This is a genomic window from Micromonospora sp. NBC_00617 (assembly GCF_045161355.1).
Classification (GTDB): domain Bacteria; phylum Actinomycetota; class Actinomycetes; order Mycobacteriales; family Micromonosporaceae; genus Micromonospora.
In genome coordinates this window covers 33,917-45,427 of record NZ_CP107751.1, presented here as the reverse complement: position 1 = coordinate 45,427, position 11,511 = coordinate 33,917, and the positions used below count along the sequence as shown (strand labels likewise).

Genomic DNA, 11,511 nt, shown 5'->3' with positions numbered 1-11,511 from the left:
CGGGTCAGCGGGCCTCCGGGTCGAGGCCCAGCACGGCTCGTCCGCCATCGACCGGCAGCGTCACCCCGTTGACGAAGCTCGCCGCCGGCGACAGCAGGTACGCGACCACCTCCGCCACCTCGTCCGCGCGCCCGATCCGGCCCACCGGATGCAGCCGGGTCAGCTCGGCGTCGATCCACTCGGCCTGGGACGGCTCCTGCGCGGCGAGGAACTCGGCGTGCCGCTCGGTGGCGATCGAGCCGAGCGCGACGGCGTTGGCGCGGATACCGTGCCGCCCGTACTCGACGGCCAGCGCCCGGGTCAGCCCCTCCACGGCGGCCTTCGCCGTGGCGTACGGCAGGGCGCCCGACACCGGCCGGCGGGCCTGGTGCGACGAGACGTTCACGATGGCCCCGCCCGTGCCGGCGGCCAGGAACCGGCGGACCGCCACCGCCGCGCCCACCACGGCCGGGCGCAGGTTCAGCCCGATCAGGTCCAGGACGGTGTCGGCCGACGCCGAGTGCAGCGCCGCGTCCCGGAAGACCGCCGCGTTGTTCACCCAGCCGGTGAGACGGCCGGCGCGCTCGGCCACCTCGGCGGCGTGCTCGGCCACCCGCTCGTCGCCGGCATCGCCGACCACCGGCCGCAGGCGGTCGGCGGCCGGGTGCCCGGCCAGCCAGTCCACCGCCTCGGCGTCGCGCTCCACGACGACGACGGTGACGCCGGTCGTCACCAGCCGTTGCACCACGGCCCGGCCGATGCCACGGCCGCCACCGGTCACCACGCACGCGGTGGCCACCGGCTCAGCCGTCCGATCGGCGGTGCACGACCACGCACGCCAGCCCCGGTCCGGCGTGCGCGGCGACCACCGCGCCGGCCTCGGAGACGTACGTGTCGTGCAGCCGTGCACCGAGCCGCTCGGTGAGCGCGGCGAGCAGCGCCTCGGCGCGGTGCGGCGCGGCCAGGTGGTGGATGCCGAGGTCCACGTCGTCGTCGCCGGCCGCCTCGACGGCCAGGTCGACGAGACGGGCCACTCCCCGGCTGGCGGTGCGCACCTTCTCGCGCAGCACGATCGCCCCGTCCGGCATGTGCATGATCGGCTTGACCGACAGGGCGGTGCCGAACAGCGCCTCGGCCGCGTTGATCCGGCCGCCGCGGCGGAGGAACTCCAACGTGTCGACGTAGAACCAGACGGTGGTCCGGGCGACGGAGGCGAGCGCCGCGTCGCGTACACCGGCGAGGTCTGCCCCGGCCTCGGCGGCCGTGGCGGCCGCGACGGCCGGGAAGCCGAGCCCCATGCCGGCGGAGCGGCTGTCGACGACCTCGACCCGACCGTCGAAGTCGACGGCGGCAAGCCGGGCCGCCTCGACGGTGCCGGACAGGCCGGCGGACAGGTGAACCGAGACGACGCCGTCGGCGCCCTCGTCGAGGAGGCGGCGGTACGTCCGGGCGAACTGCTCGGGCGCCGGGCGGGAGGTGCTGGCCGAGACCCGCCGTTCGCGCAGCGCCCTGGTGGCGTCGGCGGGTTGGGTCTCCACCCCCTCCAGACCCTCCGCGCCGTTGAGCACGACGGTCAGCGGAACGACGGTCAGCCGGTGCCGCCGCACCAGCTCGGGCGGAAGGTAGGCGGTGGAGTCGGTGACGACCGCGACGGGCATGCCCGGCACGCTAGCCGATCACGACGGGATACGCCGAGGCGCGAGCGCGCCGGCCCCGGGCGGGATCGGCGCTCAGACCGCGTCGACGACGGCCGGGGCGGTGACCAGGCCGACGTTGTGCCCGCGTAGCTGCCAGCCTCGAACGTCGTCGTGCCGCAGCTCGGACCAGTGGCAGTTGGCCAGCGAGCCGATGGTGCGCAGCACGTCGGGGGGCCAGCCGAGCAGGTGGCCGACGCCCTGGCGGGAGGCACCGCCGTGGGTGGCGATGACCACGGTCCCGCCGAGGACCACGTCGGCCGCCGCCAGGAACGCCGCGGCGACCCGCTCGCCGAGGTCGTGCAGCGGCTCCAGGTCGGCTCCCGGCGCCGGGTCGCCAGCCCGCCAGCGGGCGTGCTCGGCGGGGAAACGCTCGGCGACCTCGGTGAGGTGCAGGCCCTGCCACTGGCCGAAGTGCCGCTCGCGCAACCGGGCGTCGGTGCGGACCGGCAGCCCGGTCAGCGCGGCCAACGCCGCCGCGGTCTCCGCGGCGCGGCTCAGGTCGCTGGACACGATGGCGTCGGGACGCAGCGACGCGAGCAGCGGCGCGGCGGCGCGGGCCTGGTCGCGGCCCAGCTCGTTGAGGGGTACGTCGGTCTGCCCCTGGACGCGGTTGGCGGCGTTCCAGTCGGTGTTGCCGTGCCGCCAGACGATCAGCCGGGTCATTCGGCCGCGGTGGTCCCGCCGGCGTCGGCCTCGACCAGGTCGCGGTCGACGAACGGGATGGTGGGGCAGTCCTTCCAGAGGCGGTCGAGCCCGTAGAACTCGCGCTCCTCGGTGTGCTGGACGTGCACCACGATGTCGACATAGTCGAGCAGCACCCAGCGGCCGCCCCGCTCACCCTCGCGCCGGATCGGCTTGGCCTTCTCCGGAAGCTCCAACAGACGCTCCTCGATGGCGTCGACGATGGCGAGCACCTGACGCTCGTTGGGGGCGGCGGCGAGCAGGAACGCGTCGGTGATGGCGAGCTGGTCGCCGACGTCGATGATCGCGATGTCCTGCGCCTTCTTGTCGGCGGCGGCCTGGGCGGCGGCGATCGCCAGCTCGTGAGCGCGTTCGGAAACTGTCACCGTTCTCCTTCGATCAACCGTGCGATTCTCCAAGCGTCTCACACCCGGCGAGGTCACGACCCGTCAGTTCTGGTCGGTTAGACGTACGGAACGGTGCATACCGGACGTGATCAGGGCTGATAGAGGCGTCGCTTGGCGATGTACTGCACCACACCGTCGGGCACCAGATACCAGACCGGTTCGCCTCGGGCGACGCGGGCGCGGCAGTCGGTCGACGAGATGGACATCGCGGGCACCTGGATCAGGCTGACCGTGTCCGCCGGAAGGTGCTCGTCGGTCAGCGGGAAGCCGGGGCGGGTCACCCCGATGAAGTGCGCCAGCTCGAAGATCTCGTCCAGGTCCTTCCAGGACAGGATGCGTTGCAGCGCGTCCGCGCCGGTGATGAAGAACAACTGCACCTTGGGGCCGTACTCGGCCTGGAGGTCGCGCAGCGTGTCGACCGTGTAGGTCGGCCCGCTGCGGTCGATGTCGACCCGGCTGACCTGGAACCGGGGGTTGGAGGCGGTGGCGATGACCGTCATGAGGTACCGGTCCTCGGCGGGGCTGACCGGTTCGTCAGCCTTCTGCCAGGGCTGCCCGGTCGGGACGAACACCACCTCGTCCAGGCCGAACCGGTCCGCCACCTCACTGGCCGCGACGAGGTGCCCGTGGTGGATCGGGTCGAAGGTGCCGCCCATGATCCCGATCCGCCGGATGTCTTCCTCCACCCCGTGATCGTAGGCCGGGCGTCGGGGCAGGCCGCCAGGGCCTGGTGCCGGTGCGCGAGGGGGTCGCCAGGTGGTCGATTCCGTGCATATACTCGTCTACGAGTAATCGTCAGCGAGTAAGGGGGGCGCCATGCCGAAACGGCGCAAGGTCGGCAACCTGCTGGCACTGGCCGTGCTCTCCGCCCTCGCCCAGCGGCCCATGCACCCCTACGAGATGGCGAGCGCCCTGCGCGCCTGGGGCAAGGACCAGGACATGGAGATCAAGTGGGGCTCCTTCTACACGGTCATCCGCAACCTGGACAAACACCAGTTGATCGCCGCGGTGCAGAGCGTCCGCGAGGGCCGACGCCCGGAACGCACCGTCTACCGGATCACCGACGCGGGGCGGGCCGAGCTGGTCGACTGGGCGCGTGAGCTGGTCGCCACGCCGATGCCGGAGCACCCCCGCTTCCGGGCCGGCCTGTCCGTCCTCGCCGTCCTGCATCCCGACGAGGCCACCGACCTGCTCCGGCAGCGACTCGACCGGCTGGACGACGCGCTGCGCCGGGACCGCGAGACGCTCGACGGCCACCTGCGGGAGATCCCCCGGCTGTTCCTGGTGGAGGCGGAGTACGACCTGGCCATGCGCGCCGCCGAGACGACCTGGCTGCGGGCCCTGCTCGCCGAGTTGACCTCGGGCAGCTACCCGGGGCTGGACACGTGGCGGGCCTTCCACGAGACCGGCGAGATGCCGGCCGAGCTGATTGAGCTGGCCGAGAGGACCAGCAGCGACCCCGACAACGCCGACTGAGAAGACAGCTCCGGCGGGGTGCGCCAACACCCCGCCGGAGCCCTACCTCGAACCGACACCTGTTCAGGCACCCGGCCCGAAGCGGCAACCACGAGGATAACCGGGTTCCCTCCCAGGTCGGTTCGCACGCACGCACCCGACGACACCCAGGGAGAGAGCATGACCACGGCACGAACCGCGATCGTCATCGGCGGCGGCATCGCCGGCCCGGTGACGGCGCTCGCGCTACACCGCGCCGGCATCACCGCCACCGTTCACGAGGCGTACCCGGCCACCGCCGCCGGAGTGGGCGGCATCGGCGGCACCCTCGCGCTCGCGCCCAACGGCGTGGCGGCCCTGCGGGCGGTCGGCGCGGACGAGGCGGTGACAGCGATCGCCACCCCGATCCACCGCACCGTCCTGGCCGTCGGCCGTCGGCGCATCGACCTGCCCACGTTGGCCGGAGTGCCGCCGCTGCGCGTGGTGCACCGGGCCGAGCTGCACCGGGTTCTGCACGACCGGGCGGTCGCCGAGGGCGTCGCTTTCGCGTACGGCCGACGGCTGGTCGCCGCCGAGCAGACCGACAGCGGCGTGACCGCGCGCTTCGAGGACGGCAGCACGGCCACCGCCGACATCCTGGTCGGTGCGGACGGCATCCGGTCCACCGTCCGTGGCCTCATCGACCCGGCCGCGCCCGGCCCCCGGTTCACCGGGCTGCTCGGCTTCGAGGCGGTCGCCCGGCACGAGGTGGACGCCGAGGCGGGCACGATGACGTTCGCGTTCGGCCGACGCGGCTACTACCTGTACTGGCCGGAGCCTGGCGGCGGCACCCGCTGGGGGGCCAACCTGCCGCAGCAGCGGCCGATGAGCCTCGTCGAGGCCCGCGCGGTGCCGGCCGAACAGTGGCTGGACACGCTGCGCACCACCTACGGCGACGACGACCCGGGCGGGGAGCTGACGGCCACCAGCAGCGCCGCCGAACTCCGGGCCGTCGGGTCGTTGCACATCATGCCGCCGGTGCCGCACTGGCACCGTGGGCGGATGGTGCTGGTCGGCGACGCGGCGCACGCGCCGTCGAACAGCTCCGGGCAGGGCGCCTCGCTCGCCATCGAGAGCGGGGTGCAGCTCGCCCGCTGCCTGCGGGACCTGCCCGACGTGGCGTCCGCGTTCGACGCGTACGTGCGGCTGCGCCGCACCCGGGTCGAGAAGGTCGCCGCCCGCGCGGCCCGGATCAACCACACCAAGGCCCCGGGGCCGGTCGCGCGGACGCTGATGCCGCTGCTGATGCCGCTGCTCGTGCGCACGGCGATGGACCCGGAACGGACCATCGCCCACGAGCAGCGCCACGTCATCGACTTCGACGCCCCGGTGACAGCGGAGCCCGCGCTGCGCTGACCGCAGGGGCGCGGGGTGGCCCGGCCGCCCCGCGCCCTGCCGGCACCGGAGCGCCCCGGCGGCCCGGCCTCAGGCTGCCGCCGTGACCCAGCCTCAGGCTGAGGCGGCGGCCACCGCCGTCCGGGCGATGAGCGCGCGCCGCAGGTCGTCGTCCGCGTCGGTGACCACCCGGCGCAGGCCCGGGGTCAGGTCGTCGCGGGCCAGCAGCGCCGCGGCCGCCTCCCGCGTCGGCTGCGCCACGGCGTAGTGGGGAAACGCCAGCTTGGCCACCCAATCGGCCGTCCACCCGGTACGCCGGCGCGCGGCGGCCGGCATCTCGGTGAAGTACCGCTCGACGTACGCGGCGGTCAGGTCGGCCTGCTCGGGCTGCCAGAACCCCTCGGCCGTCGCCTCCAGCAGCCGGTTGGACAGCCCGGTGTCGCCCACGATGATCTCCCATGCCGCCTGTTTCGACGCCGGGTCGCCCACGGCGGCCCGGCAGCGGGCTGCCCGTTCCGCGCCGGTGGAGCTGACGTCGGCGGCCGCCTCGGCGGCGATCTCCGGCTCCCCGGCCGCGCCCAGCACCACGAGCCGGCGCAGCACGGCCCACCGCAGCTCGGCGTCGACCTTCAGCCCCGCCGGCACGTCCCGGCCGGCGAGCCAACCGACGAGCAGGTCCGCGTCGGTGGTCGCGGCGATCCAGCCCCGCGCGGCGGCGAGCTGCAACGACTCCCCCGGCGCCGCGCCGGCCAGCAACCGGCGGCACGCGTCAGCGACGCGGGCCAGCGCCGCCGAACGGGCCAGCGGGTCGAGGTAGCGGTCCACCAGGGACCGGCTGAGGGTCAACACGTCCTCCGCGATGATCACCTCGGTCTCGGTGGGCAGTGCCGCGACCATCAGGTCGACCAGGCCGCCGACCGGCCGCTCCCCGTCGGTCACCGCGTCCAGTGCCTCGCCCCAGAGCACCGCCCGGGTGAGCGGGTCGGTCAGGCGCGGCAGGACCAGCGCGACGGCGTCCACCGACGCCGCGTCGAGGCGCACCTTGGCGAAGGTGAGGTCACCGTCGTTGAGCAACAGCACCTGGGCCGCCGGCTCGCCGGCCAGCTCGCCGAGCACGGTCCGGCCACCGTCGACGGCCGGGTCGAGATCCACCTCGGTACGCCGCACCGTGCCGTCCGCCGCGTACCGGCCCACGCCGATGCGGTGCGGACGCAGCACCGGATGCGACTCGGGGGCGGTCTGCACCACGGCGACCTCGGTGTAGCGGCCGTCGGCGTCGACGGCGACCTCGGCGCGCAACGTGTTGACCTGCGGCTGGCGCAGCCACAGCTCGGCCCAACCGGACAGGTCCCGGCCGCTGGCCGCGCTCAGGCTGGCCAGCAGGTCGGCGAGGGTGGCGTTGCCGAAGCGGTGCGCGGCGAAGTGCGCGTTCAGGCCGGCGAGGAACGCCTCGTCGCCGAGCCACGCCACGAGCTGCCGCAGCACGGCAGCGCCCTTGGCGTACGAGATGCCGTCGAAGTTGAGCAGGCCCTCGTCGGCGTCGGCCACCTCCTGCGGGGCGACGGGGTGGGTGGAGGGTCGCTGGTCGGCCGCGTACCCCCAGGCCTTGCGGCGCATGGCGAACGTGGTCCACGACTGGCCGAAGCGGGTCGCCTCGGCGGTGACCCGGGTGCCCAGATACTCGGCGAACGACTCGTTGAGCCACAGGTCGTCCCACCAGCGCATGGTGACCAGGTCACCGAACCACATGTGGGCCATCTCGTGGGCGATCGTGGTGGCCCGGAGCTCGCGCTGGGTGTCGGTGACCGCCGAGCGGAACACGTAGTCGTCGCGGAAGGTGACGATGCCCGGATTTTCCATCGCGCCCGCGTTGAACTCGGGGACGAACGCCTGGTCGTACTTGCCGAACGGGTAGCGCTCGGCGAAGAGCTGGTGGAACCGGTCCAGGCACTGCCGGGTGACGGTGAAGATCTCCTCGGCGTCGGCGTCGAGGTGCTCGGCGAGCGACCGTCGACAGTAGAGGCCCAGTGGCACACCGTCGTGCTCGGCCCGCCGCACGTGGTACGGGCCCGCGATCAGCGAGAAGAAGTACGTGGACAGCGGCGCGCTCGGGGCGAACTCCCAGCGCCCCGGGGCCGGGTTGGCGGCCACCTCGGCGTTGCTGGAGACGGTCCACTGCGGCGGCGCGGTGACCGTGAGGGTGAACGACGCCTTGAGGTCGGGCTGGTCGAACGCGGCGAAGATGCGCTGCACGTTGTCCAGGAACGTCACCGCGTAGAGGTAGGTCTCGCCGTCGGTCGGGTCGACGAAGCGGTGCATCCCCTCCCCGGTGTTGGAGTAGGCCATCTCCGCCTCGACGACCAGGATGTTCGTGGCGGCGAGGTCACCCAACGGCAGCCGGTTGTCGGTCAACGTGCCGGGGTCGACCTCGCGGTCGTTGAGGCGTACGGCCAGGAGGTTGGCGGGCTTGACCTCGGCGAAGGTGGCGCTGCCGGGGGTCGCCCGGAACTGGATCTCGACGCGGGAGCGGAACAGCTCTCCGTCGCCGGTCAGGTCGAGGTCCACCTGATAGGACTCGACGGTAATCGCCGCGCCACGCGCGGTCGCCTCTACACGGGTCAGGCTCGGCATCCGCTTATCCTGCCCGATGGGGATCGGCACGCGATCCCCAGACGGCCCCCGCACTGGAGGAAAGAACCATGGCGCAGCACCCCAAGGGCGACTTCGACCTCTCCCGGGCCGTCTGGCAACGGGCCGAGGGGGACACCTCGGAGAGCGCCGTCGAGGTCGCGTTCGTCGACGATCTGATCGGGATGCGCAACTCCGCCGAGCCGGAGGGCCCCGTGCTCGTCTTCACCCAGGCCGAGTGGGACGCGTTCGTCGCTGGCGCGCAGGACGGCGAGTTCGACCTGGACTGATCGCCCGGCGGTCGCGGGTGGCGAGGATCGACCGCCACCCGTGACGCCAGGTCAGGCGTCACCGTCGCCCCAGCCGAGACCGCCGGGACCCGGCGCGTGGTGGAAGCCGGGATGCTCGGCGACATCGACGCAGCGCTCCCCGTCCGGGCCGACCGCGCCACAGAACAGCCGCTCGGCCCGGTGCCACGCGTCGGCCGGTGACAGGGCCGCCGCACCGAGGGCCACCTCCGGGCGAAGCAGGCTCAGCGCCTCCGCGTACGTCACCGCCTGCTCGCGGGCGTCGGCCGCGCCCGGCGCGGTGAAGCCCAGGTGCACGGTGAAGAACCGGCGCGGCCTCATCGGCCGACCGGGCGGGCCGATCAGTGGGCGCAGGGCACGACCCACGCCCGTCGCCGCGACCGCCCGTCGTTGCCGCCAGTGCGGCGACCTGTTGTCGTGCATTCGCCCTCCCCGTGGTCGTGGCCATCGGCCCACCCAGGGCCGGGCCGGCTGACCGGTGCTGCCGGCTCACGGCGGCCCCACCAGCCAGCTAACCAGGTTCCGCCGCCCGTGGGAGGGGCCAGCCAACGCGCTGTCGCTACGGGGATTCAGCGGCGGCGACACGGGTAGACGCAGCGCGACGGCGACGCCGGCCGCAGTCGAACGACATCCCGGTTTGGATCGAGGCAGGGCGGGCACGTGCAGCGGGCGGCCCGCCCACCGCCGGCCGCGGACCGCCTGCCCAGGAGGCACGATGTCCTTCCAGGCCACCGGTGGCGCCGCCCGGAGAGCCGGGCACGACAACACCGGCACGCCGCCGCCGGCCACCCTGCCGCCGGCCGTGCTGCCGATGGCGTACGTGCTGCCGCTGCGCTGGCGCACCGACAGCGGCCTGGACGAGCTGACCGGCTACCTGCGCCGGCTGAGCGGCCTCGTCCAGGTGCTCGTCGTCGACGGGTCGCCTCCGGAGCTCTTCGCGCGGCACGCGGCGGCCTGGCAGGGGCTGGTCCGGCACCTCCCGCCCGATCCCGCCGGGCGAGGGCTCAACGGGAAGGTGGTCGGGGTGCACACCGGCGTCGACGCGGCACACCACGAACACGTGGTGATCGCCGACGACGACGTCCGGTACGACGAGGCCGGGCTGCGCGCCGTGCACCGGCTGCTGGGCCGGGTCGACCTGGTCCGGCCGCAGAACTACTTCGACCCACTGCCCTGGCACGCCTGGTGGGACACCGGGCGGACGCTGCTCAACCGGGCGCTCGGAAACGACTACCCCGGCACCCTCGCGGTGCGCCGCAGCACGTTCCTCACCATGGGCGGGTACGACCCGGACGTGCTCTTCGAGAACCTGGAGCTGATCCGCACCGTGCGCGCGTACGGCGGCGTCGAGGTCGCGCCGCCCTGGCTGTACGTACGCCGGCTGCCGCCGGACGCGACCCACTTTTGTGGCCAGCGGGTCCGCCAGGCGTACGACGATCTGGCCCAGCCGGCCCGTCTGCTGACCGCGCTCGCGGTCCTGCCGGCGCTGGCCGCGGCGGTCGCGTCCCGCCGGCCCCGGCTGCTGCTCGGCACGGCGGTAGCTGTCGTCGCCGTGGCCGAGGTGGGCCGCCGTCGCGCCGACGGCGGGATCGTCTTCCCACCGAGCACCTCGCTGGCCGCCCCACTCTGGCTGCTCGAACGTGGGATCTGCAGCTGGCTGGCGGTCGCCCAGCGCGTCCTGCTCGGCGGAGTCCGCTACGGCAACGCCCGGATCCGCCAGGCCGCTCGCCGACCCGGCCGACGCCTGCGCTGAGCAGGCCGCCGCTGCACCGCGACCGCGTCGGGGCGCGGGCGGACAGGCGACAGCTCGTGGGCACCGGGGTGACCGCGAGCTGTCGCCGATTGCGGTGGGCTCAGGAACTGACCTGCTGGCGGGCCTGCTGGGCCTGGTCCTTGACATCCTGGGCGGCCGACCGGCCGTCGTCCTTGACCGCGTGCACGGCGTCCTCGGCGGTGGACCGCACCGACTCAGCGGCGTGCTGGGCCGGCTCGCGCAGCTCGTCCTTGAGCTCGCTGGCCACCTCGCCCAGCTTCTCCTTGACGGCGCCGCTGTGCTCGCTGGCCTTGTCCTTGACCTGAGCGGCGGCCTGCTGCTCCCGGTGGGAGGCCGGGATCAGCGAGGAGGCCAGCCAGCCGACCCCGAAGGCGATCAGGCCGGCGGCCAGCGGGTTGCCCTGCGACTTCTGCCGGATCACCCGGGGCGCGCTGTGGGCGGCGTCGCTGACCGAGGAGGCCGCCGAGTGCGCGGCGTCGCTGACGCTGGAGGCCGCCGAGGAGGCGCGGTCACCCACCGAGTGGGCGGCGTGGCCGGTGCCGTGGCCGAGGTCAGACGCGGTTCCCATGACCTTGTCCCTCACATTCTGCAGCGCGGAACGGGCCCGCTGCTTGCGGTCGTCGACGATGCGGCTCGGGCTGACCTTGTACGCCAGCGCGTCCACATCGGAGCTGAGGCTGTTGCGGGTGGCTTCGATCTCCCGGCGGATCTGGTCGGGATCGGTGCTCATCGGGTGACTCCCTCCGGGTGGGGCTTGAGCGCGTCGGGGATCCGCTGCACGCTGTCGTTGGTCTGCTTGAGCCCGCGTACGTGCTGGGCGTTCTTCTTGGCCATCGAGTAGAGGACCGCGGCGACCACGGCCCAGATGACGGCCACGATCAGCGCGGCCAGGCCGGAGTCCATGACGTTGTCCAGGAACTGCCACACGGCGATGGAGACGAACAACGCCACCATGTAGCCGCCGAAGCCGGCGCCGCCGAAGAGGCCCGCGGCCTTGCCGGCCTTCTTGCCTTCCTGGCGGATCTCGGCCTTGGCCAGCTCGACCTCCTGACGCATCAGCGTCGACAGGTCGGTGGTGACCTGGCGCATCAGGTCACCGAGCGAGCTGCCCTTCACCTCCGCCGCGGTGTGCGGGGCACCCGCGTCGGGGTGGTAACCGGAGTCCAGGCCGGACCCCTGCGTCGGCATGGTCATGCCGTCGCCTCCCT

At 73.6% G+C, this 11,511-nt stretch carries 13 protein-coding genes; 4 read left to right on the top strand and 9 right to left on the bottom strand.

Features of this window, described 5'->3' with window-relative positions; genetic code table 11:
- Positions 1-4: 4 nt before the first annotated feature.
- The 5 genes from OG505_RS00195 to nadD all read right to left on the bottom strand — a co-directional run bounded on the left by OG505_RS00195 (position 5) and on the right by nadD (position 3,450).
- Entirely contained in the window at positions 5-778 is a 774-nt protein-coding gene (locus OG505_RS00195) for an SDR family NAD(P)-dependent oxidoreductase (RefSeq protein ID WP_405430121.1), read from the bottom strand.
- A 4-nt stretch (positions 779-782) separates the two neighbouring features.
- The gene (locus OG505_RS00190) at positions 783-1,637 is read right to left on the bottom strand and encodes a DegV family protein (protein WP_405430120.1); all 855 of its coding nucleotides are present in this window, start codon (positions 1,635-1,637) and stop codon (positions 783-785) included.
- A 72-nt stretch (positions 1,638-1,709) separates the two neighbouring features.
- Positions 1,710-2,339, bottom strand: coding sequence for a histidine phosphatase family protein (locus tag OG505_RS00185; protein WP_405430118.1), 630 nt, complete (start codon positions 2,337-2,339; stop codon positions 1,710-1,712).
- Positions 2,336-2,743: a ribosome silencing factor gene (gene rsfS, locus OG505_RS00180; RefSeq protein WP_405430116.1), complete on the bottom strand. Its 408-nt coding sequence runs from the start codon at positions 2,741-2,743 to the stop codon at positions 2,336-2,338. Before rsfS ends, OG505_RS00185 begins: the two co-directional genes overlap by 4 nt.
- Positions 2,744-2,853: 110 nt before the next feature.
- Entirely contained in the window at positions 2,854-3,450 is a 597-nt protein-coding gene (gene nadD, locus OG505_RS00175) for a nicotinate-nucleotide adenylyltransferase (protein ID WP_203178711.1), read from the bottom strand.
- 130 nt (positions 3,451-3,580) lie between these two features.
- Between nadD and OG505_RS00170 the strand changes: the two genes are divergently transcribed.
- Both OG505_RS00170 and OG505_RS00165 read left to right on the top strand, forming a co-directional pair.
- The gene (locus tag OG505_RS00170) at positions 3,581-4,240 is read left to right on the top strand and encodes a PadR family transcriptional regulator (RefSeq protein WP_405430114.1); all 660 of its coding nucleotides are present in this window, start codon (positions 3,581-3,583) and stop codon (positions 4,238-4,240) included.
- Positions 4,241-4,399: 159 nt separating this feature from the next.
- Positions 4,400-5,614 (top strand): FAD-dependent oxidoreductase, encoded by a 1,215-nt coding sequence (locus OG505_RS00165; RefSeq protein ID WP_405430113.1) that lies wholly within the window; start codon positions 4,400-4,402, stop codon positions 5,612-5,614.
- 93 nt (positions 5,615-5,707) lie between these two features.
- Here the strand turns inward: OG505_RS00165 and pepN are convergent, their stop codons facing one another.
- Positions 5,708-8,224, bottom strand: a complete 2,517-nt coding sequence (gene pepN / locus OG505_RS00160) for an aminopeptidase N (RefSeq protein ID WP_405430112.1) — start codon at positions 8,222-8,224, stop codon at positions 5,708-5,710.
- A gap of 68 nt (positions 8,225-8,292) precedes the next feature.
- Between pepN and OG505_RS00155 the strand changes: the two genes are divergently transcribed.
- The gene (locus tag OG505_RS00155) at positions 8,293-8,511 is read left to right on the top strand and encodes a DUF397 domain-containing protein (protein WP_007464035.1); all 219 of its coding nucleotides are present in this window, start codon (positions 8,293-8,295) and stop codon (positions 8,509-8,511) included.
- Between the two features lie 51 nt (positions 8,512-8,562).
- On the opposite strand, the gene OG505_RS00150 is transcribed toward OG505_RS00155, so the two are convergent.
- Complete coding sequence (locus tag OG505_RS00150; protein WP_405430111.1) at positions 8,563-8,952, bottom strand: hypothetical protein; 390 nt, start codon at positions 8,950-8,952, stop codon at positions 8,563-8,565.
- A gap of 292 nt (positions 8,953-9,244) precedes the next feature.
- Between OG505_RS00150 and OG505_RS00145 the strand changes: the two genes are divergently transcribed.
- Positions 9,245-10,282, top strand: a complete 1,038-nt coding sequence (locus OG505_RS00145; protein WP_405430109.1) for a glycosyltransferase — start codon at positions 9,245-9,247, stop codon at positions 10,280-10,282.
- A 100-nt stretch (positions 10,283-10,382) separates the two neighbouring features.
- On the opposite strand, the gene OG505_RS00140 is transcribed toward OG505_RS00145, so the two are convergent.
- Positions 10,383-11,033, bottom strand: coding sequence for a DUF3618 domain-containing protein (locus OG505_RS00140; protein ID WP_405430108.1), 651 nt, complete (start codon positions 11,031-11,033; stop codon positions 10,383-10,385).
- Positions 11,030-11,497 carry a phage holin family protein gene (locus OG505_RS00135; protein ID WP_354857914.1) on the bottom strand — a complete coding sequence of 156 codons (468 nt, stop codon included), beginning with the start codon at positions 11,495-11,497 and terminating at the stop codon, positions 11,030-11,032. Before OG505_RS00135 ends, OG505_RS00140 begins: the two co-directional genes overlap by 4 nt.
- Between the last annotated feature and the right edge of the window lie 14 nt (positions 11,498-11,511).